16 protein-coding genes, 1 rRNA gene, 1 pseudogene and 1 other annotated feature are annotated in these 22519 nt (G+C 35.9%); of the genes and pseudogenes, 9 read left to right on the forward strand and 9 right to left on the reverse strand.

Features of this window, described 5'->3' with window-relative positions:
* Positions 1-740: 740 nt before the first annotated feature.
* A complete protein-coding gene (locus F6K40_RS03440; RefSeq protein WP_293131417.1) occupies positions 741-1385 on the reverse strand; it encodes a hypothetical protein in 645 nt (214 codons plus the stop codon).
* Positions 1386-2283: 898 nt separating this feature from the next.
* On the reverse strand, positions 2284-2784 hold the full coding sequence (locus F6K40_RS03445; RefSeq protein ID WP_293131419.1) for a hypothetical protein: 501 nt from the start codon (positions 2782-2784) through the stop codon (positions 2284-2286).
* Positions 2785-2956: 172 nt separating this feature from the next.
* Between F6K40_RS03445 and F6K40_RS03450 the strand changes: the two genes are divergently transcribed.
* Both F6K40_RS03450 and F6K40_RS03455 read left to right on the forward strand, forming a co-directional pair.
* On the forward strand, positions 2957-4153 hold the full coding sequence (locus F6K40_RS03450; protein WP_293131421.1) for an NAD(P)/FAD-dependent oxidoreductase: 1197 nt from the start codon (positions 2957-2959) through the stop codon (positions 4151-4153).
* Positions 4154-4380: 227 nt separating this feature from the next.
* Positions 4381-5562, forward strand: a complete 1182-nt coding sequence (locus F6K40_RS03455) for an RtcB family protein (protein ID WP_293131424.1) — start codon at positions 4381-4383, stop codon at positions 5560-5562.
* A gap of 1063 nt (positions 5563-6625) precedes the next feature.
* On the opposite strand, the gene rrf is transcribed toward F6K40_RS03455, so the two are convergent.
* The 3 genes from rrf to F6K40_RS03470 all read right to left on the reverse strand — a co-directional run bounded on the left by rrf (position 6626) and on the right by F6K40_RS03470 (position 9442).
* A 5S ribosomal RNA gene (rrf, locus tag F6K40_RS03460) occupies positions 6626-6742 on the reverse strand.
* Between the two features lie 64 nt (positions 6743-6806).
* Positions 6807-7042, reverse strand: a sequence feature (23S ribosomal RNA rRNA prediction is too short).
* Between the two features lie 1331 nt (positions 7043-8373).
* Positions 8374-8505, reverse strand: coding sequence for a hypothetical protein (locus tag F6K40_RS03465; RefSeq protein ID WP_293131427.1), 132 nt, complete (start codon positions 8503-8505; stop codon positions 8374-8376).
* A gap of 13 nt (positions 8506-8518) precedes the next feature.
* Positions 8519-9442, reverse strand: coding sequence for an NAD(+) kinase (locus tag F6K40_RS03470; protein WP_293131430.1), 924 nt, complete (start codon positions 9440-9442; stop codon positions 8519-8521).
* 223 nt (positions 9443-9665) lie between these two features.
* Between F6K40_RS03470 and F6K40_RS40595 the strand changes: the two are divergent.
* Positions 9666-9854, forward strand: a pseudogene (locus F6K40_RS40595) (putative quinol monooxygenase); the annotation flags it as partial.
* Between the two features lie 202 nt (positions 9855-10056).
* On the opposite strand, the gene F6K40_RS03475 reads toward F6K40_RS40595, so the two are convergent.
* The 4 genes from F6K40_RS03475 to F6K40_RS03490 all read right to left on the reverse strand — a co-directional run bounded on the left by F6K40_RS03475 (position 10057) and on the right by F6K40_RS03490 (position 15156).
* On the reverse strand, positions 10057-10548 hold the full coding sequence (locus F6K40_RS03475; protein WP_293131433.1) for a DoxX family protein: 492 nt from the start codon (positions 10546-10548) through the stop codon (positions 10057-10059).
* 603 nt (positions 10549-11151) lie between these two features.
* Positions 11152-11787, reverse strand: coding sequence for a cytochrome c oxidase subunit 3 (locus F6K40_RS03480; protein WP_293131436.1), 636 nt, complete (start codon positions 11785-11787; stop codon positions 11152-11154).
* Positions 11788-12018: 231 nt separating this feature from the next.
* Complete coding sequence (ctaD, locus tag F6K40_RS03485; protein ID WP_293131439.1) at positions 12019-13782, reverse strand: cytochrome c oxidase subunit I; 1764 nt, start codon at positions 13780-13782, stop codon at positions 12019-12021.
* A gap of 342 nt (positions 13783-14124) precedes the next feature.
* Positions 14125-15156: a cytochrome c oxidase subunit II gene (locus tag F6K40_RS03490; protein ID WP_293131442.1), complete on the reverse strand. Its 1032-nt coding sequence runs from the start codon at positions 15154-15156 to the stop codon at positions 14125-14127.
* Between the two features lie 500 nt (positions 15157-15656).
* Here F6K40_RS03490 and F6K40_RS03495 point away from each other — a divergent pair, with 500 nt between their 5' ends.
* The 6 genes from F6K40_RS03495 (at position 15657) to F6K40_RS03520 (ending at position 22178) form a co-directional block, all read left to right on the forward strand.
* Positions 15657-16571 (forward strand): COX15/CtaA family protein, encoded by a 915-nt coding sequence (locus F6K40_RS03495; RefSeq protein ID WP_293131445.1) that lies wholly within the window; start codon positions 15657-15659, stop codon positions 16569-16571.
* Positions 16572-16950: 379 nt separating this feature from the next.
* Positions 16951-17937, forward strand: a complete 987-nt coding sequence (locus F6K40_RS03500; protein WP_293131448.1) for a heme o synthase — start codon at positions 16951-16953, stop codon at positions 17935-17937.
* A gap of 1021 nt (positions 17938-18958) precedes the next feature.
* Positions 18959-19711, forward strand: coding sequence for a hypothetical protein (locus F6K40_RS03505; protein ID WP_293131451.1), 753 nt, complete (start codon positions 18959-18961; stop codon positions 19709-19711).
* A 52-nt stretch (positions 19712-19763) separates the two neighbouring features.
* Positions 19764-20621, forward strand: a complete 858-nt coding sequence (locus tag F6K40_RS03510) for an alpha/beta hydrolase (protein WP_293131454.1) — start codon at positions 19764-19766, stop codon at positions 20619-20621.
* A gap of 323 nt (positions 20622-20944) precedes the next feature.
* Positions 20945-21952 carry a hypothetical protein gene (locus F6K40_RS03515; protein WP_293131457.1) on the forward strand — a complete coding sequence of 336 codons (1008 nt, stop codon included), beginning with the start codon at positions 20945-20947 and terminating at the stop codon, positions 21950-21952.
* Between the two features lie 52 nt (positions 21953-22004).
* Positions 22005-22178, forward strand: a complete 174-nt coding sequence (locus F6K40_RS03520) for a hypothetical protein (protein ID WP_293131460.1) — start codon at positions 22005-22007, stop codon at positions 22176-22178.
* Positions 22179-22519: the final 341 nt, after the last annotated feature.

The following is a 22519-nucleotide window of genomic DNA, read 5'->3' on the forward strand; positions in this document are numbered from 1 at the left end:
AGGGGAAAACTCAGACGTCTTAGTTTAGTCATCAGATTTTCGGGGGTGCTTCAGAAAAAGAATAATTCTGGCAAGGGTAAATCATCAGGGAAAAACTCAGACGTCTGAGTAATTAGACTCGGGTGCTTCAGAAAAAGAGTAATTCTGGCAGGGGTAAATCATCAAGGGAAAACTCAGACGTCTTAGTTTAGTCATCAGATTTTCGGGGGTGCTTCAGAAAAAGAATAATTCTGGCAAGGGTAAATCATCAAGGGAAAACTCAGACGTCTTAGTTTAGTCATCAGATTTTCGGGGGTGCTTCAGAAAAAGAATAATTCTGGCAAGGGTAAATCATCAATGGAAAACTCAGACGTCTTAGTTTAGTCATCAGATTTTCGGGGGTGCTTCAGAAAAAGAATAATTCTGGCAAGGGTAAATCATCAAGGGAAAACTCAGACGTCTTAGTTTAGTCATCAGATTTTCGGGGGTGCTTCAGAAAAAGAATAATTCTGGCAAGGGTAAATCATCAAGGGAAAACTCAGACGTCTTAGTTTAGTCATCAGACTTTCAGGGGTGCTTCAGAAAAAGAGTAATTCTGGCAAGGATAAATAATCAAGGGAAAACTCAGACGTCTTAGTTTAGTCATCAGATTTTCGGGGGTGCTTCAGAAAAAGAATAATTCTGGCAAGGGTAAATCATCAAGGAAAAACTCAATTGATTCAACAGGTATAATTTTCTCAAAATATTGTCACTTTAAAGGTTTATATCTGTTGATAAAGAATAGCTTTACCTTGTCTTTTTCCAGAATCTCTCCACCCTCTTTTTTGTAAGTCACCTAATCTGTTAAGAGTCGTTATATATGCAGCAGAACAACCGAACAATTTGGCTAGCTCTCGTGCAGTTTTTAATTCTTTCCCCTCATTGCTAAATTGATTTTTTTTAACTTCTTTTTGATCGATTGTTTCTTTTGTTAAGACTTTTTTTTCTTGATATTTCTCTCTAACTATTTCGCTATTATTTCCTACATTGATTAATTTATTATTATTTTTAGTAGTTACTAATTCTTGAGGATCATCTATTTTTTCAATTCCTTGAATCAACTTTTTTTCTATGTATTTATCTATATATCTATCTAATTTATTTCCTATATACTTTCCTATTTCTGCATCAACTTTAGTTGCCAAACTAACGGATAAAATAGTTTGATAATTATCTATTTCTTCTGCTAAGTAAAGCTCAATTAAAAATTGTAGAACTTCTGATATGGAAGCACCATTATTCTTGCACTTGACTTGGAAACTTTCCCACTTACTACGAGCTAATTGAAAATTTACCTGAATTTTATCTTCTCGATCATTATTAGACATATTCACCAAATACCTAGGTAAAGAAATACATTCAACCATTTCATTTATGGCTGATTGCTTGAGAGTCTACAGTCATCTATTTACTGGTTATGGTACTATTTCTAATTATAGACAAAAATTACAAAAATTATAGAAAAATTTTCTATAAAAATTAGAACTATTTAATTGAGAAAATTTCTTTTTTTTTAGATTAATTATTTAATAATTATTATCAATAAAAATATTTATTATAGCAATCCGCGCATAAGTTGCGGGTAATCAAAAAGTAGATAAAAAAGCCGAAATTCCCATCTGTTCCCAGTTAAGTGTTCCCTAAAAGCGGTAAGATTTTTATACACAAATATATTAGAGGATTGCTATATAATTTACTTCTTAATAAAATCTATGATTAAAGATATTAAAGTTATCATCACTACACTCGGAATTTGATAGCTTTTCATTAATTTATAATTGATAATTACCTCTGGTTAAAACCACAACGGAATTGAATATAAGGAAATATTATTTCTTTTCTCAAGTTGGTACATTGGATCTGCTTACAACCTATCTCACTATTCTAAAAATGCTTATTTACTTAGGTAAAATTTTCCTGAAAAGCTGGATTTTTCGTTTTTATCTTTAACAATATTTGGGCTTTTCAGCAAAAATATTATTAGTGGGATAGGTTCATTGAACTATTAACCTAAAACCTTATTGAAACTAAAGAATACTACCTACTCCTTGTAATTTTTTATAGATATATAAAATTATTGAGTAAATATATCAATAAATTTAGTCAAAAAATCTATACAATCAAAAAACTAGCATTTAAGCAATAGACATATCCAAAAATCAAAAATGAAATCAATTCAAGATATGAAATAAACAATTTAATTTCCTATTCCATATTCCATATTCCCTATTCCCTATTCCCTGACTTCTGCAAGAAGTCTAATAACTAATTTAAAAATAAACTTCCAGTTTCCTCAATTAACAAACTAGACTTATCCAAATTAAAATCATTAGTTTCAGTCATAATCAGCTCTAAAACACCATTTTCAGCAATGAACTGTGGTTGTATCAATAAAAAGCCTCCCTTCTCCCGATAAAAAGTAATATTTACAGGCACTTTTAATGTCCTTAAAATAACTTCAGATTTACCTGATAACTGACGTTGTGTAGTATCTCCAATTACCTCATAGGAAATTTTAGCAGCAGTTTTATTTGTGAGTTTAATATTGACAAAACCATTCACAACTTTGATAATTCCTAGAGGTAATTGTCTTTCTCCAGGTAAAGGAGCTGTTGAGCCATCAACAATTGATTGCTCAGAAGGTTGACTAGACTGACTTTGAAGAGTATTTGATGGTAATACGGTCGAAGACTGTTTTTCTTGAGAAGGAGATTTAGGTATAGGAGAATCAAAACGAGGCAACTGTGCTAGGCTGAAAGTAGGCAAAATTATACTGAATAGCAATATAAGTATAGGTCTACAAATTGCAATCTTTAGTTTAGTATTTATCTTCAATAACTCATTAATAAACTGCATAATTGTTTGGCTAAATAATCTAATGTTTGTTATTAGCTAAATACCTACTATTATATCAGGAAAGTGTTATATTAAAAAATATATGAAAAGTTACGATTGGATTGTAATTGGGGGTGGTATAACTGGAGCAGCTCTTAGTTATGAACTAGCAAAAAAAGGTTTTGTTGTACTCCTGTTGGAAAAATACTCTAGTTTAAAAGGTGCAAGTCGTTATAGTTATGCTACTTTACCCTACTGGTTTGGAACTACAGATTTGACCAATCAACTTTTTCAGGAAGGAAGACAACGCCATCATTATCTATCTGAAGAATTAGAAACAGATACCCAATTTAGAGAATTAGATTTATTGTTAACCATCGCCCCCGAATATGACCCAGAAAAAATAGCTACTAATTTCTCTGAGTATAATATTGTACCTCGCCTCATAAGTGTTGAAGAAGCCTGTGAAATGGAACCCTTATTAAATAAAGAGGCGATCACGGGAGCTTTCACTGTCAGTCAAGGTCATGTTTCTCCAGAAGCCATAACTTTAGGATACTCTCAAGCATTGACGAGGTTAGGAGGTCAAATTGAAATTTCAGAGGTAACTGGATTAGTCAAAACTAGGGATAATTCAACCCATAGCTGTTCTGAACGCATAACCGGAGTCTACACCACCGACAAAACCTATCACGCTGCCAATATTGTTGTTTGTGCAGGTGGAATTTCCCGTCACTTCCTAAAGTCAGCAGGTATTTCTACCCGTGTTTATTTCACCCATGCTGAGATGCTAGAAACTCCTCCTGTTGACTTACAACTAAATACCATTGTGATACCAGCAGTACAGAAACGTTTTGAATATGAAGCTGCTACAAGTACAGTTGAACTTGAGCAAATGTGGGATGAACCTGGTCATAAGTTTGTACCGTTTAGCTTAGATGCTGGCGCAGTTCAGTTTAAAAATAATAGTATTAGAATAGGTCAAATTTCCCGCGTACTCACTGACCCCCACGCTAAAATCGATCCTGTTCAAAGTGAAACTGCTATCCGAGTAGAGATAGGAAAAGTTTTACCTGCATTAGAAAATTTACCAGCAACCTGGCATCATTGCTTAATCGCATACAGTTCTGACGACTTACCCCTCATAGGAGCTATTCCTAATATAGAAGGAATACATATTTTTTCTGGCTTTAGTAGTCCATTCGCACTGGTACCTCCCCTAGCTAAAAGATTTGCTAATTATTTAGCAGGAGAAAATGATGAGATTATCCAGCAATTATCTCCTAGTCGTTTTGTCTAAGTAGTTGTGCAAAATTAATTTCCTAGTTGAGAGAGGGAACAGGGAACAGGGAACAGGGAACAGGGAAGAGAGTCAACAGAATATGTAATTAATTTTGCATAGGCACTTAGTTCATTAGTTCTCCTCATAACTATATTTTTTATATCCTTACTTAACATTTTGTATTTTTTTGTGTTATGCTGTAGTACAAATATAGATAAACAATCAAGAATAACTAAAAATCAAAAATGCCATACGAAAAACTCAACCTCTCAACCCCAAAACCAGTATTGTCTTGGGCAAATCATTCCCTAGAGCATCAAGAAAACAAAATGGCCAAAAATGTAGCATCCTTACCATTTGTCTTCAAACACGTTGCTCTAATGCCAGATGTCCATTTAGGTAAAGGTGCATTAGTAGGTTCTGTCATTGCCACAAAAGAAGCAATAATTCCTGCTGCTGTAGGTGTAGATATTGGTTGTGGAATGTGTGCAGTAAAAATGCCTTTTGTTGCCGAACGACTAGAAGGTAAGCTCAAAAAAATCAGACAAGATATAGAAGCAACTATTCCTGTAGGATTTTCTGACAACAAAAAAATAGAAAAATCTGTCACTAATTGGCAGAATTGGAGAGAGTTTAAAGAATTACATCCAGGAGTAAAAAATCTAGAAAGTAAAGCTCTCAAACAAATGGGTTCTCTAGGTGGAGGCAACCATTTCATCGAACTTTGTCTTGATACAGAAAACAACGTTTGGTTAATGTTACACTCAGGTTCTCGTCATATTGGTAATAAATTAGCTCAATGCCATATTGACACTGCCAAGGAATTAGCAAAATTGGCAGATACAAAATTGCCAGATTTAGACTTAGCCTATTTTATAACTAATACACCAGAATTTGCCGCTTACTGGCGCGATTTACAATGGGCACAAAATTATGCTCGGTTTAATAGAGACGTAATGATGGCTCGTTTTAAACGAATAGTTGAAAAGCACTTAGTGGGAGGTAAACCAACCAAACCATTATTAGAAGTTAACTGTCATCACAATTATGCTGAAAAAGAAGTGCATTTTGGAGAAGAAGTTTATGTAACTAGAAAAGGTGCTGTCCGAGCGCAAGAAGAAGATTATGGAATTATCCCAGGTTCAATGGGATCCAAATCTTTTATAGTCAAAGGAAAAGGAAACCATGAAAGTTATTGTAGCTGTAGTCATGGTGCGGGCAGATTAATGTCTCGAACTAAAGCTAAAAAGAGTTTTTCTGTAGATGATTTAGTGAAGCAAACTGAGGGAATAGAATGTCGGAAAGATGGAGGTGTTATTGATGAAATTCCTAGTGCTTATAAATCTATTGAAGAAGTAATGAAGCAGCAAACTGATTTAGTAGAAGTTGTGGCAACTCTAAAACAAGTTGTTTGTGTAAAAGGGTAATTTTTCTCTATTTATTTATATTAATTCTCGAAAGTAGCTAGAGAGATAATGCCTCAAAAATATATTCTGAACCTGTCAATGAAGGTCTCTACCAACTCAGAAATTTCGATTTTTGGTACTCCTAACATTGACTTTTTTTATGATTATAAATCTACACTAACTTTCCAGTTACTTTTGAGAATTGATATTACATAGTTACTAAATCTATAGAAAAATATTCCTTGACTTAGTTTTAATTAAGTGTTACCTTAACGGGGTGAACTACAACACCCTCTATCCCATTGCTAAAAGCGTTTGGGACTACTTTTCGTATCGGTATTTAAACGTACATTGACATGACTCATTGTATTTGACACCAGATGATTTTTTTTAATAATAGTACGTTCTACTAACTGTATTATCCCTCCTGTAAACATTTAACGAGCTGTTCTGCAATCCTTTCTCAGTCTAAGATATTTTTAGTTGTTTTCCTATGTTTTTCTATAAAATTAATAAAACTTTACAATACTAACTGAAAATAAGCATGATTTATCTATCCTAATTCTAAAAATTCCCAAAAATCATGGTTGATTTGTCGAATCAAACTTCTCCAAAAATAATAACTTGTTGATTAATAACTAATTTTCAGTTGATTTATTTAGCTAATTTTCAATTTCAGGAAAATAGTGAAAGATACCTTCGAGAATTCCTGCACTATTATTATGATCAATTCCACATAAACAATTACAAAATTTTGAAAAGGTAACTTATATTCAGCATTCTGAAAATTCCCAAAAATCATGCTTGATTTGTGGAATCAAACTTCTCCAAAAATAATAACTTGTTGATTAATAACTAATTTTCAGTTGATTTATTTAGCCAATTGTTAATTTCAGAAAAATATTGAAAGATACCTTCGAGAATTCCTACACTATTATTATGGTCTATCCCACATAAACAATTACAAAATTTTGAAAAAGTAACTTAATTCAGCGATCGCCTTTTCCACTAACAAATTTACTTCTCTACAAAAACCAAAAAGCCTGTTTCTAAGATTTCAGAAACAGACTTTAAGCAATAATAATCCTGGCATTGAGCTATTTTCACATGGGGCTACCCCCAAAGTATCTTCGCCAGCGCTACGTTTCACTTCCGAGTTCGAGATGGGTCGGAGTGGTTCCATAGCCTCATAAACACCAGGAATAACTAGAAACAATGAAGGCTGCATAGTTGTGAAGTCAAAGATTGAAATGGAGGTCAAGCCCTCGGTCTGTTAGTGTGTCTTAGCTCCATACATTGCTGCACTTCCACTTAACACCTATCAACGGGTGGTCTCCCCGTGACCTTACCTACCTAACGTAGTGAGAGCACTCATCTTGAGGTGGGCTTCCCACTTAGATGCTTTCAGCGGTTATCCGCTCCGCACGAATAGGTAAATAAACCACCACCAATTTACTATTTTTCTCTCTATTTATTTCTGCCAATTCCTCAAATATTTTCATAGCTATAGCTGGAGTTTGAGCAACATATTGATTATCAGTTTCCAACTTTCTTGGAAACAATATTTGCCATAGACCTAAAAATCTTAACTCTTGAATATATCTACTACCTTCTGTAATTTTTGGAACTAAAAAAGCACCTCTAGGCACAGGAAAATTATGATTAACTAACTCCCCATTTTCTAAAGACAATAATGGTTTTCCATAACCCAAAGACTTTGCTCGCTGCATCCGCACAAAATCATCAGTAATAAAAGCAAATATCTGAATGTTATGCTCAAACTTAGTACCATCACGTTTGTACCATAAATAAACTTGGTCAATACCATATCCTCCTTGACCCATATTAATAGTTTGCAAACGCTGATTTATAGATATTAATAATTGACACCATGTTTGATCGTTACTAACTCCCCATCCCATTGTGAAAGAATCCCCAGAGCAAATTATTCTAACTTTATTAGGAGGAATATTAATAGAAAAGTCTTGGTTATTTCTCAATGATTGAGAATTTGTCTTAAAATATATACCCTCACCATACATATTTGGAATATCCACATTAGGAATATTCACCCATCCTAATAGTTCATCATATTGAGTGTGACGTATTTCACTCATTGGTTGAATTTTGCTAATTCTATAAAACATTAAGAAGATGCTAGATAGACCTTCAATTAAACTCAATATAATTACTAATAAAAGCAGATTAATTAAACTAACTTTGATAACTTTTCTGCTCTGAATAAATCCCATTTTATATCATGTCCGGTTAAATAAGTAGGTAGACGTTAAAAATTGTTGTTATGAGCGGGCAGGAAGCATAAGGAAAAAGGCAGGATAAAAGAGGTTTTTGAGATTTTTACTTTTCGTTAAATACTTTGATTTTTTCGTACTTATCTACTTAGTTATAAATCAATAAAAATGTAGGAGTCAGGTAGAGGAGTCGTCGGATTTGCAACGTACAGAATTCAGGAGAGAATAAGAGAGAAAAATAAAGTATTAAGGAGAAGAAAGTTTTATTATACCTAATTATCCGGAAATGATATTACTCATAAATCTTGCAATTAGTCAGATCAGCTATTCCTTATTTAAACTACTTACAATATTCGGTGATTAATGTGGTATTACTGACAAAAAAATAAGCTCTCAAGCTTTCCCTTTTAAGGGGATAAAAAAATAAACTTCAGTATTTTAATCCTGATGCTTCAATAGACATCTCTAGAAAAGAGGAAATAGGGAACACTTAACTGAAAGGGAGAGTAATTGATAATTTATGGATAATAATTAATTTTATTTTTCATTTTTGGAGAAGCCTAATAGTAGGTACTAATAACTAAAAATGACGGAGTAAATATTTCTTACTTGTTCCCCACACCTTCCACACCTCCCACACCTCCCACACCTCCCACACCTCCCACACCTCCCACACCTCCCACACCTCCCACACCTCCCACACCTCCCACACCTCCCACACCTCCCTAACTACTCCGATGGTAATTTTGATACTTAATTCTGGCACCTGCCCATTGTAGTTTTTCTCTGAGAGTCTGGAAAAATGAATAATTTTCCTGTAAAATAATAAACTTAGCTTGACAATCTGCCATACGCACATCTACCCTTTGTCCCGGCCAAATAGCAGTAGATAAGACCCCATCTGCCCAAAGTTTAGTAGTTAGATCCTGTTCCTGTAAAGGCCAGACGCTAACTATACAACCAGGAGGAAGTACAATAGGACGACTAGAAAGACTTAAAGGACAAATTGGAGTTACAGAAATAGAAGCCATACCAGCGTGCATAATAGGTCCATTAGCAGAAGCAGTATAACAAGTCGAACCTGTGGGACTTGCCACAATCAATCCATCCCCTTGATATTGATCTACTACCTCACCATCAACTTCTACCTCCAAAATAGAAGTAGGCATCCTATCAGCAGAAGCAGGTTTAATACAAAATTCATTCAACGCTAAAAAGCGATCGCTTGCTGGTTTGAGGTTTGAGCGATCGCCATCAAATACTGCCGACTGTAACATCATTCGTAGTTGTACTGCATAGCGGTCTTCAAACAACCTATCCCATACTTTCTCTGTTTCCTGAAAATCTTCAAAATTCTCGGTCAAAAAACCTAAATGTCCTCCCACATTAACTGCTAATATAGGAATACCTTCTGCTGCTAAATTTCTAGCTGCTGCTAAGGCACTACCATCTCCCCCTAAAACTACTGCCAAGTCAATTTTTTGAGTGCTGGAGGAAAGGAAAACTGGATAAGGATTATCTTGTGACCCACTTGGACCCATCAACACTTGACATCCTCTATTTTCCAACTGTCTAGCACATTGTTCTGCATAATGACGACTCATATCATCTCTGGCCTTATGAGCAATAATTACTCGTTTAATATCCATAGTAAGTATTTTAGATTTTAGATATAAATTAGGATAATTCCTGCATATAGGGCTACGGGCAAGTCAAAATTCCAAAGTTAGAAGTCATCCCTGATTGAGTTTCAGTATTTAGTAAAGTCCTAACCTTTGGTTCGACTGCTATAACCTATCATTGTATATCAATAGCTAATAAGCAATATGGTTAGTCTTTCTAAAAAATTAAGCCTTCTTTTTTCTCTGTTATAATGTTTATGAAAAAACCACTTATCCCAATTCATTTATATTTTTTGAAGAGTGGAAAAGTAGAGGCTCCCTTGATAAGCACTTAGCAACTCCTTATGCGAAAAGTATAGTAGAAAAATTTAGTGAATTAGTAGAAGGTGAACCTAGTTTGAGAATTTATTATATTGGGCGAACAGAATTCCGCCGTTGATGAGCGATCGCCAATGCCTTTATGCAATCACTTTGGTTTTGAAGCAGTAGTTTAATGTTGTTTGTAGGAAATACCACAATAGGTCATTTCAGTTATCAGTACCTCTGGCGCTCACCATCGGGTATGATTGCTATAACAGCGTCCGAGAAAGGTTTACTAACAGTTAGTAAACCTTTAGGCGAATTCAAACAGACAAATATTTCTAATCAGAATTTCCTACTTTTTCGCCAATGAGGCGATCGAGAGAAAATGACCCCCCACCATTAATAACTAAGAATAAATACATAGTTGCGAAGAGAGATGCTGCCTGATAAGAAGCGACATCAAATAATCCATCTTCAAGCACATGAAAATATATGGCTACGAGCATTACAAAGAACAAACCGATCGCTGCAGGGCGTGTCAGTAATCCTAAAATTAGCAGTATCGATCCTACTATTTGGGTATAAGCTGCACAATAGGTGAAAAACGTCGGAAATGGAAAACCCAGTATACCAGAAACGACATTAGTTGCAAAACCCTCTACATCATCAAGCTTGTGAAAACCATTATGAATCATCACAACCCCAGAAATCACCCGCAATAAAGTCCATGCTATTTGAAATGTCAGATTGGAATCTTGATTAGGGGCGAAAATCAGAGATAGGAAATTTTGAGGTTTTTCAGTTGTGATATCTGAAGTAGTTTTTGTCATAAATTAAACTCCTTTTTGTTAAGAATAAAGACTTGGTTGTCTTGCTTGAATAAATGTTTTTCGGAAAATCATTAATTAAGCAAACTAAGCCAAAAAGGCTAAAGAGAAAAAAGCCCAAGGCGTAACTACCTAAATAATGTTTGAGCAGAACTAATAGAATGGGGGAAAAATCCTCCTAATACTCCTACTGCACTGACTCATCTTATAATTGTACCACTGATCTACTTTTTATACCGAATCATATCAAACCCGGTAGTATCGGTACTATTCATGCCTTGTAGGGGTTTGGTCACCAAACCCCTAATTGATTTGGGTTTGGTCACCAAACCCCTACGTAATTTTTTGCCAAGACTGATAATAAAACCTTATTCTCCTACAGCGCTTTTCTTTCTTGATGAAGCACATCGTCACAACCAAAACTCCGTAGGGACGTTCCATGGAACGTCCCTACTGTTGTCTACCGTGCAGGAAAACTGCTGTAAGCAAGCAGATTTGATATCAAACGGATTTGATATTATTTATTGCATAAAGGGGCATAAAAAAACCTCCAATGGAGGTTAAAAAATAATCAATTGCTTCATGTTCAAAACAAAATTTTCTGGATTAAAATTGAGTCAAAATATAAAGTAAAGTGAACAAAACAATCCAGATAATATCAACAAAGTGCCAATATATTTCTGCCATCTCAATACCAACGTGCTTTTCTTCGTTGTAATGACCTGCACGACGAGAACGCCATAACACGCCAAGAATTAGTAATACACCAACAAAAACGTGGAGACCGTGGAAACCAGTCATTACATAAAAACAGTTGGAAAAGACATTAGTAGTCAGACCATAACCCAAAGTCATGTACTCATAAACCTGACCACCTAAGAAAATGATACCCATGATTGCTGTAACTATATACCATAAGCGCATTCCTGAAATATCATTCTTTTTAATCGCAGTATCGCCTTTGTGAATCACAAAACTACTGGAAACCAGAATAATAGTGTTAATTGTCGGCAATAATAACTCTACCTCTGTTTCTTCAGGAGGCCAAACTCCTGCATTTGCTCTATAAATTAAATAAGCAGCAAATAGTCCTCCAAACATCAAAGATTCAGAAGCGAGAAACGTTAATAATCCGAAAACTCTTAAATCCTGATGTTCTTCGTGATGGGAGGCTTCTACTGACGCCGAATGAACTGAAGTATCAACTAAATTATTAGTTGTCTCAATGGTTGAACCTTGCATAATCTTCTGTACCTAAATCAACGAAATAATTTCTGAGGTTGGATAGTTGAGTAGTTATCAGCTTTGTATTAGGTTGGATCTATAGCAGTTGCCAGGGCGTTTAACACATTCTCGCGCCTCTCAAATTTAGTCAAAGCAAGAATGTACGGGCGAATGGCCATTCGCCCCTACAGACTTCTGACTTCTGTTATAGTTGCCTCAACCCAATACAATAGAAGTTATATCTTATACCTAATTTTTGCCTGGAGGATTCTCAGAATCACCAGAACCACTATATAAGGATGAAGAATCAGCTTCTGATACAGGGATACCTGTTTCTTTAGCTCTCGAACTTGGTGTAGAAATCAGGTTGAACCGCTCTCTAATACCAAGAGTTTTCTTCGAGCCAAAATCATAAGGGCCATAAGTAACCACTGGCAATACTTCCCAGTTTTCGATTATGGGAGGTGAGCTAGTAGTCCACTCCAAAGATAAACCACCCCAAGGATTATCGCCAGCTTTTGGCCCATACATCCAACTCCAAACCATGTTGATGAAGAATGGAAGTACAGACAAACCAAGGATAATTGATCCATAAGTACAGATATGATTTATAGATTCAAACTTAGGGTCATACATGGCAATTCGACGTGGCATTCCTTGTAAACCCAATTCGTGCATGGGTAGGAAGGTAAGGTTAGTACCAATCAAGGTAAGGACAAAATGAACCCGACCCCAGGTTTCGTTGTACATCCGACCTGTGATTTTGGGGAACCAGTGATAGATTCCTGCATAGAGACCAAATACTGACCCACCAAATAGAACGTAATGGAAGTGAGCTACTACATAGTAACTATCATGGACGTGAACATCAAAGGGAGCTGTTCCCATAGTTACGCCACTTAGTCCACCCATAACGAACATTGCTAATAAACCAATGGCAAAAAGCATTCCACTGGTAAAACGAATTTTTCCGCCCCAGAGGGTTGCTACCCAACTAAAGATTTTGACTCCGGTAGGAACTGCCACAATTAGAGTGGAGATGGTGAAGAACATCCGCATCCAAGCTGGAGTTCCACTGGTGAACATATGGTGTACCCATACGAACAAACCTACTACACAAATAGCGAGACTGGAGTAGGCGATCGCTTTATAACCAAATATTGGTTTGCGAGCATGAATAGGGATAACTTCTGAGAGAATGCCGAATATTGGCAGAATCATCAGATAAACTGCTGGGTGAGAATAGAACCAGAATAAGTGCTGATAGATGACCACATCACCGCCCATCTCTGGTCTAAAGAAGCCGGTGCCAAAGTTGATGTCAAATAATAACATTACCAAACCTGCTGCTAAAACAGGAGTGGAGCATAGAGCTAAAACGGAGGTGGCGAGAATTGCCCAGCAGAATAGGGGAAGCTGATCCCATTTCATGCTAGGAATTTTCATTTTGAGGATAGTGGTGATAAAGTTCAACGAACCCATAATTGAGGAAGTTCCCACTAACACGATACTGAGAATCCATAAAGATTGTCCCGCGTTATTGGTGATAATGCTGAGTGGCGGATATGCTGTCCAACCACTTTGCGCTCCCCCTAAAGCTAAACTCGCAATTAATAATGCTCCAGCAGGAGGGTTGAGCCAGAAGGCGATCGCGTTCAAGTTAGGGAACGCCATGTCTCTTGCTCCTACCATTAGGGGAACTAGATAGTTACCAAAACCACCGATGGCAGCAGGCACGATCCAGAGGAAAATCATTATCGTGCCGTGGTTTGTCAGGAAGGAGTTGTAGACATTTGGATCGAGAACGTCTGGATCTGGTGTATAGAGTTCTGCTCTTAAACCCATTGCCATTAGACCACCGATCAGGTAAAAGAAGAAGGCAGTAACCAGATATTGAATGCCGATGACTTTGTGGTCTATGTTATAGCCGAAGTAGTGATACCACTTCCAGGCTTCCGGATGTGATTTTTCTGGTTGTGATTGAGTATCTAAAGGAGTTTGTGTTTGTGTCATTTCAGTTATCAGTTAGTAGTGACACTTCGCGGAGTGTCAGTACATCAGTTATCAGTATCTCCAATCGTAGGGGTTTGGTGACCAAACCCCTACCAAACTTGGAGTTTTTGCCAATACTGATGATATAATCTTATTCTCCAAAATCAGCGAATTTGATTTGATTGATTGTTCTCTCAAATCCCAGAGCGCTACATCAGTTATCAGTACCTCTAATCTTAGGGGTTTGGTCACCAAACCCCTACCAAACTTGGAGTTTTTGCCAATACTGATGGTATAATCTTATTCTCTAAAATCAGCGAATTTGATTTGATTGATTGTTCTCTCAAATCCCAGAGCGCTTTTTTAGCGATCGGCTGAATGAATTTGATTTAATGTTTCGGAATTAATTCCCATCTCCTGAGAGTAGGGTTGGAGGTATTCCGATTCTGATAAATCGGCAGTATTTACTGCTACAGCTTGATTCAATTCTGGTTGTTGAGCAAAAGTATTTTCTTCTACCCAAGTGTCGTATTCTTCTTGAGTTTGAACAACAACACTGCTTCTCATTGCTCCGTGGTAAGCACCACAAAGTTCGGCACAATAAACTGGATATTCTCCTGTTTTAGTAGCTACAAAACGCAGTTGGGTATCTTTACCAGGAATTGCATCTTGCTTAAGACGGAAAGCAGGTATCCAGAAAGAGTGAATTACATCTTGAGCAGAGAGGTTGATTTGGATATCCTTGTTTACAGGAACATGAAGTTCTCCTGCCATGACGCCACTATCAGGATAGTTGATCAGCCAACCATATTGAATACCAGTGATGTCAACTACTACATCTGCTGCTTTTCCTCCCTCTTCAGGAGTTGCTCCCAAGCCATATTTGTAACTATCTTTTTGAACTGCTTCTGTTGATTCCATTCCCTCAGCATCTGCAATTAGGGGAGCAGCAATAGCAGAACCAGGCATTTCTGCCACTTGCTGATGAGATGGAGCATGATGATGAGCCATCATTGTGCCATTTGGATTGAATCCACCCATCTGTCTGTATACATCTACACTATAGATGCCAAGACCAATTACAATTATGGATGGAATTGCCGTCCAAAATATTTCTAATGGTAAATTTTCTCTAAAGTTGGCACCATCGCCATCATCTCCTTTGCGCCTACGAAATTTAATCGCACAAAAGACAATTGTGCCCTCTACCACTAAAAATAAGCCTGCTGCTATCGTAAACATTACGTCAAAAAAACCATCAACCAGAGGCGCTTGTTCGGAAGCTTGTTCTGGTAAGAGGCCATGATTTTGACCAACCCATAAACTAATTATGGTGATTACTATACCACCTACTAAAGTTATTATTGAGACTGGTACTTTTTCTTTTTCTTCCATGCTTTACCTCCTTACTTAGGTTTACCTCATCCTACCCTAGGTAGAGGAGCCTGTGACTTTTTGTCCTATTCAACTACTTAGTTTAAACTAAGAACCTAATTATAACTAAGATATAATTGTTACTTTTTAAGAATATTTTAGGTTTTCTCCATTTTATCTACAATTTCTCTAGGCAGAGTTTATATTATTTTAACTATTGCAATCATAAAGTGCCCCACGCTTTGTGGCTGGAAAGTTAAAATTGAATATGTACTCTTAAGTTTCATATTTTAGTGATTTAAAATATCACAAAAAGTTTATTTTTAACTTTTTGGAAAATTGGCAAAAAATATAGGGATAAACTGTGAAGAAAAATTAAAATCAGAAAACTTTCTAAAGCCAAACAACTATGCAAATAGTATCCTTTATAGTAACAAAAATCATCTACCTTTATCCCTTTGTGAATACTTAGTATTTGGTTAAATTAGCAACAATAATAGCAACAATAAAATGTAAAACTTATGGCCAATTCTGTTTTAAATAATAATGAAATTATTTACTCCCAGTCACCAGCACGGGAACGCATTCGAGGGTTAGTATGGAAACTATGTGTAGCCACCCTAATATTGATGGCTATTGGTAGTGCGACTAGAGTAATGAATGCAGGTTTAGCTTGTCCTGACTGGCCGTTGTGTTATGGTAAATTAGTACCAATGGCACAAATGAACCTACAAGTATTTTTAGAATGGTTTCACAGATTAGATGCAAGTTTAATCGGTTTTGGAGCGATCGCTCTGATGGGTTTATCATGGTGGCACAGACAGGAACTCCCTCGTTGGCTACCCTGGGCATCCACTTTTGCTTTTAGTCTAATAGTTTTCCAAGGTGTACTGGGTGGATTAACAGTTACACAATTATTACGTTTTGATATTGTTACTGCTCATTTGGGTACGGCGTTACTTTACTTTATGACTCTATTGGTTATAGGTATGGCAATGATTCCATATAAAGGTACTGGCAACGTTGGTAAATTACCTTGGGTGGGATTAACTGCTGCTATTTTCGTCTATTTACAAAGTTTAGTAGGCGGGTTAGTTGCTTCTCAGTGGGCGTTGCATCAATGTTTTGGCCTGGCAGAACTTTGCAAGATAATGAATAGTCACATTATTGGCGTTGTTCCTCCTACTTTAGCAACGTTAACATTAGTAGTAATGGCGCGGCGCACCTCTGCCTTACATCCGTTGTTGCGCAAGTTAGCAAATTGGGCAGGTTTATTAGTATTAGCTCAAATTGGTTTGGGCGTTATGACTTTTCGGTTACGCCTGCAAATTGAGTTATTAACTGTGTCTCACCAAGCTGTAGGAGCAGCGTTATTAGGAACTTTAGTAGCTTTTACTGTTATTGCTTGGCGGGATTTAAAAGTTGCAAAAGCTTAATTGTTAACATGGATACAGTAATATACCCCTCTTTTGTGAGTTATTAGATTAGAAACGTTAGCTGTAGCTTTAAGCTATTAGCTATCAGCTATCAGCTATCAGCTATCAGCTCAAGTTTTGTCATCCGCCAAGAAATTTATTTCTTGGCTAACAGCATGAAGTCATCTTTTAGATGACTAAAGATAGCTGATTTATTATGGCTAATTAATGAGACTTGATATAAGCTAGATGTGTAGTGCTGCTATACAAGTAACTAAATTTTTCAAACTGGCTAACATCAAAAATTAACTGGCACTAATATCCGTTTTTATATTCCCATAAATTTAGAAATGACGGAAATAATAACCAGCTTAAACAGAAAATTAACAAATTAAAATCCATGCAAGAAGTTATTTCTCATAGTCTTCCACGACGCCACGACAATATCCTACAGGTATTTAAAAGCTATTATCAACTTACAAAACCCCGCATTATTCTGCTGCTACTGATAACAACTGCAGCCGGAATGTGGTTGGGTGCAAAAGGAGAAGTTGCTCCATTATTGTTATTCGTGACATTAATAGGAGGTGCATTAGCTTCTGGTGCCGCTAATGCTATCAACTGCATCTACGACAGCGATATTGACTATATTATGGAGCGGACTCGCTGGCGTCCTATTCCATCTGGGAGAGTTCAACCCCGTCATGCTCTGATTTTTGCCTTGACTCTGGCAGCGACATCATTTACTTTGCTGACAGTTTTTGCTAATTTACTAGCTGCACTGTTGGCAATGTCTGGAATCGTTTTTTATGTTGGTATTTACACTCACTGGTTAAAACGTCACAGCGTTCAAAATATTGTAATTGGTGGTGCTGCTGGTGCTATTCCTCCATTAGTGGGTTGGGCAGCGGTTACAGGGGAGTTGAGTTGGGCAGCTTGGTTACTGTTTGCAATTATTTTTATCTGGACTCCTCCTCATTTTTGGGCATTGGCAATTTATATTCGCGATGAATATAAGGAAGTTGGGGTGCCGATGTTACCTGTGATTGAAGGAAATGAGGAAACAGCTAGACAGATTTGGGTTTACACTCTGATTTTGATCCCGATGACGTTGTTGTTGGTTTATCCGTTGCACGCAAGTGGAGCAGTTTATGCGGTATTGGCGACTTACCTCGGTGCAATTTTTATTAAGAAAGCTTGGCAGTTGTTGAAAGATCCTGATAATAAAGATGTGGCGCGATCACTCTTTAAGTATTCCATCTACTACATGATGTTGTTGTGTTTAGTAATGGTGATTGACAGTTTACCTTTTACCCATGGAATTACTACTGCTCTAGTGGATAATTTGCAAACCTTTGTTGGTGGCGCGATCGCGATGTTATCCTAGTTACTATTGTCCAATAGTTAGACAATCAGGACTTACGCAGAACCACCTTATGTAGTAGGGGCGAATGGCATTCACCCTCTAGGAATTTGCGTAAGTCCTGACAATATAATTTTGTTTCAGGTAGGCACTTTGCCTGCCTTTTTGTTTGACAATTTTTGGCTTGACAAATATCAAGAATTAGGTTATAGTTCTTGTCAAAAAATTAATCAAGCTTGTATGTTATGAGCCAAGAATAATTTAGATTTTATATTCCCTGTTGCCTATTGCCTTTAAGAAAAATTGAATATATAGTTGTTTACAGCAATTTTGGAGTTAGTGAGGTACAAAATTTGGTAGTGGTGTATAAGTAGTGATTTTTGCAATTAGATTTCTGACAATAAAAGGGATTTACTCATAAATATCACTACATCTACAGGACTACCCAAGAAGTTGTTTGAGAAGTGTTGGATGAAACCGATGAATCTTAAAAACCTAACCCCCCTGCCCCCTTCCCTACAAGGGAATGGGGGTTTCAAAGCCTCTCTCCTTGTTTGAGAAGTGTTGGATGAAACCGATAAATCCTAAAAACCTAACCCCCCTGCCCCCCTTCCCTACAAGGGAATGGGGCTTTCAAAGTCTCTCTCCTTGTTTGAGAAGTGTTGGATGAAACCGATAAATCCTAAAAACCTAACCCCCCTGCCCCCCTTCCCTACAAGGGAATGGGGCTTTTAAAGCCTCTCTCCTTGTTTGAGAGAGCTTTGGAGAGAGGTTTTTATGAGTTTACAAACAGTTTCTAAAATTTTATTATCTGTTACAGTCTGGAAACCTGTTATAGCCATAAGAAATCGTTTGTGAGAAAAAACCATCAAATCTTGCAACCTGTTTAGGATTGCTATAGTAATATTGGTAACACAAGCATCCTGCTTGTTACAGTCTGAAAGCCTATATTATGAATACTAGACGATTAGTGTACCTCACTATCCTCATGCATTCCTGTAAATGTTAAATAGCTTGTTACTTTAGGACTTTAGGAGTTTAAATTATGCATACTTTACTATATTTAAGACTACTGACATTAGTAGTTGGAGTCTCAGGTGCTGATTCCAAACAATTCAGAGAAGTAGTACAAAGATTACATAGCAATACATGGAATGTTGCTAGCACCATTCTGATGCAGTCAATTCTAACAGCTATCTTAACAGAAGCTTTTTACAATTTTTTCCATCTTCGTTCTCTGCTACAAAAATTTTCTATTGAAAAATGGATGAAAAGGAGAAATCTTACTCCTATTAAGCAGAGGATGATTGTTTTTCAAAATTCGGTAGGTACAGGTAATGGATCAAATCTTTATTCTCTTCCCTATCAACAGCTATGTGGTCAGATTGCTAATGCTTTACGGAATCAACTTGAGTCCGGAGAAGGTGATTTATTAGAGATATTTGCTTACAATGTACCTCCAGAAAATTTAGAAAAATTAAAAAATCAAAATACTCAAAACTTATCGGAGGAGGAACAAAGCGATTTATCTAGGATAAAGGAACAGGTACTGAATCAGGCAGAGATAGGTCTCGACGATCTTCAAATCACTTTAGCTGACTTTTTGCTCAAAGTAGACTATGCTTTCTCAGTCTTGATCGCTTTTCTAATTTTAGAGTTCTTATTAACTGTTCCTACTCGCCTGGCAGTTGGGAATTATGATTATGAAATTATATTTAATATTTCTATTTCTACAGTATCAGGATTGTTAGCGCCGACAATCCGTAATTTATTCGTCAATATACTTTACAAAAAATAGAAAAAATTTGCTGTTAAATTTTAACAATATCTGAAAATACTCAAAGACAACAATGCAGGAAGATAAAATAATAACCATCCGAGAAAATATATATGCCATCAAAGAAAAAGTTGATGGTAAAACTGAAATCCCTTATCGTGAAATAATTATTCTAGTTCATGGATATAATGTTTCCGAAGAAGGGGCGACAGTAGCATACAAAAAGTTTGAAAAAAACTTTAGTAAATACTCTAGTCAATTATCAAAATTAAACAAAGCCATCTATTGGTTTATGTGGCCTTCTGATAAACTTTTTTTGAGTCCATTATTTTATTTTCAAGCAGTAAAAAAAGCTAAGATTTGTGGAGAAAGGTTTGCTGAATATTTGAACAAATTAAATTTAATTTCCACAAATAATCAGCCACCTAGTATTACATTAATAGGGCATTCTTTAGGGTGTCGTCTATTGCTTGAAGCTTTAAAAAAGACCATAAAAACTAACCTGAAATTGGAAATTTTTTTAATGGCTCCTGCTGTTCCAGTATCTATAGTAAAACCAGATAAACCCTTAAATCCTAGTATTTCTTCTACAGAAAAATACCGTATCTTACACTCAAGAAAAGATGGTGTCTTAAATAAGTTTTTTGGCATAGGTCAAGCAATGGCAGGAGAAGGATTTGATGAGGCTGTAGGCTTAAAAGGAAACCCCAATACGGGAGTTTGGTCTAATACCAAAGAAACAACCTACGATCATAGTGATTACTGGGGAGGAGAAGAATCAGTAGAGTGGATTGCTTCGCAATTAGGAATTCTTAAAACTGTTTCGAGAAACCTAAAATTACAGCGACCAACAACAGCATTTGAAGGTAGAGAACTGACAATAGCATCTGAGTCTAGAGAAATAAAAACTAGAGAAATTCCATGGAGGTGAATATACCTGGAAAACCTTGACTATACAGAAGTTTGAAAAACTAAATTTTTAATAATAAGATTGTTGTACTTATTATGGTATTATAATCAATATTATTGACTGAAAAATTTTATATTATGGCGGTTTTCACCCTGGTGAGGTACATCAACAGCCTTGCCTTTTAAGGGTATAAAAAGCAGTCGTTTGCTGAACATTCCGTAGGATAGGATAGGGAAGAAACATCACCATATCCAATTGACAAATAAAAAGTAAACTACAGTATTTTAATTCTCCTACTTGAGTAAGAAATACTGATAACTGATAACTGATAACTGATAACTGAAATGACTTTATCCACTATCATCAACATCGCAGTCACTCTCATTTTTATTTATTTAGCTTCAAGTTTTATCATTTTGACAATTCAAGAAAGAATATTCTTTGACTTAAAAGCTAAGAAATTAAAAGAATTTATTTATATGTTGTTAGGAGAGGAACAACAAAAAGGGAAAAACGACGGGAGTTTTTCTCTTACAGACAAATTTTTTGAAAAATATTTAATCTCGCCTACTAATCCATCTCAATCATCAAAGGTCAAACAACGAAAAGTATTAATATCTCAGGAATTAGAACGAATACCTGCTGAAGAATTTGTTGCAAATTTAATGCTCCTAGTGGCAGAAGAATTAAACTATAAAGATGAAGATTTCTATAATAAGTATGAATTAACTAAAATCATGGAAGATATTAATAGCAGTGAATATTTTTCTGAAAAAATCAAACTAGAGTTTTCTCGAATGGCACGAACAGCTATCAATAGATTTCAAGACAAAAAAGAGCAAATTAACTATTTAGATAAACAACTTCAATCTTGGTATAATAGGTCAATAAAATCTGCTTTAGAACTTTATGCTCAAGAAAGCAAAAATATTTCTATTATCTTATCTGTAATAATTGTTTTGATGTTCAATATTGACACAGTAAACATTATTAATAATTTATCAAAAAGTGAACTTACCTCAACTATCAGCAATAAAATAACAGAAGTAATAGTCTCAAATTCTGAATCGAGTTCATGTTCTGAACTCGATAATGACACCGAATTTGAAAGTTGTCTTCAAGATCAATTAGCTACAACTTTTATGGCTTTAGATAGAATAGATAATTTGCCTATTGGATGGAATTTTTCGGAACCACTAAAAGAACAGTTTACACCTTTGGATTTTCCTCATATTATTAAGGCTGTTACAGGATGGATTCTAAGTATTATTGCGATTTCTCAGGGAGCGCCTTTTTGGTTTGGAATTCTGAATAATTTAATTAATTTTAAATCAAGTAAATCAGCAAAATAATCAATCGTAAATATAATCGCACAGTCTATTCTCAAATTATATTTTTCTATTGTTGGTTTGTCCGTTACACTTGAGTCGAGCAGTTTATGCGGTATTTACAGTTTCACGGAAGTTAGTTGTATTAGCGATCGCGCTCGACAGTTTACCTTTTACTCATGGAATTACTACTGCTCTAGTGGATAATTTGCAAACCTTGGTTGGTGGCGCGATCGCGATGTTATCCTAGTTACTATTGGACAATAGTTAGACAATAAAATTTTGTTTTAGGTAGGCATTTTGCCTGCCTTTTTGTTTGACAATTTGTAGCTTGAAAAATATTAATAATTATGATATAATCAGGACTTACGTAGGCGAACCCAGAAACCCGGTTTCTCGTAGATGTTTATTGTCAAAAACAATGATTTACCGTAGAAACCGGGTTTCTTTGCGTAAGTCCTGATTATATTAAACATTTTTACCCGTAAGGTAGAAAGTTTTTAGCCATACAGGAGTTTTGTAGTACCTATACAATTGATGCTTCGTAGGAGTTTGGTCTCCAAACCCTTACTAAACAAAGCCTAATAAAGA

The organism is Okeania sp. SIO3I5, from assembly GCF_010672085.1.
Lineage (GTDB): Bacteria > Cyanobacteriota > Cyanobacteriia > Cyanobacteriales > Microcoleaceae > Trichodesmium.

Bases quoted from the DNA above. Each gene is read 5' to 3' on its own strand.
- F6K40_RS03440 (WP_293131417.1), bottom strand. From the start codon at position 1,385: ATGGTTGAATGTATTTCTTTACCTAGGTATTTGGTGAATATGTCTAAT.
- F6K40_RS03450 (WP_293131421.1), top strand. From the start codon at position 2,957: ATGAAAAGTTACGATTGGATTGTAATTGGGGGTGGTATAACTGGAGCA.
- F6K40_RS03455 (WP_293131424.1), top strand. From the start codon at position 4,381: ATGCCATACGAAAAACTCAACCTCTCAACCCCAAAACCAGTATTGTCT.
- F6K40_RS03470 (WP_293131430.1), bottom strand. From the start codon at position 9,442: ATGGATATTAAACGAGTAATTATTGCTCATAAGGCCAGAGATGATATG.
- F6K40_RS03475 (WP_293131433.1), bottom strand. From the start codon at position 10,548: ATGACAAAAACTACTTCAGATATCACAACTGAAAAACCTCAAAATTTC.
- F6K40_RS03480 (WP_293131436.1), bottom strand. From the start codon at position 11,787: ATGCAAGGTTCAACCATTGAGACAACTAATAATTTAGTTGATACTTCA.
- ctaD (WP_293131439.1), bottom strand. From the start codon at position 13,782: ATGACACAAACACAAACTCCTTTAGATACTCAATCACAACCAGAAAAA.
- F6K40_RS03490 (WP_293131442.1), bottom strand. From the start codon at position 15,156: ATGGAAGAAAAAGAAAAAGTACCAGTCTCAATAATAACTTTAGTAGGT.
- F6K40_RS03495 (WP_293131445.1), top strand. From the start codon at position 15,657: ATGGCCAATTCTGTTTTAAATAATAATGAAATTATTTACTCCCAGTCA.
- F6K40_RS03500 (WP_293131448.1), top strand. From the start codon at position 16,951: ATGCAAGAAGTTATTTCTCATAGTCTTCCACGACGCCACGACAATATC.
- F6K40_RS03505 (WP_293131451.1), top strand. From the start codon at position 18,959: ATGCATACTTTACTATATTTAAGACTACTGACATTAGTAGTTGGAGTC.
- F6K40_RS03510 (WP_293131454.1), top strand. From the start codon at position 19,764: ATGCAGGAAGATAAAATAATAACCATCCGAGAAAATATATATGCCATC.
- F6K40_RS03515 (WP_293131457.1), top strand. From the start codon at position 20,945: ATGACTTTATCCACTATCATCAACATCGCAGTCACTCTCATTTTTATT.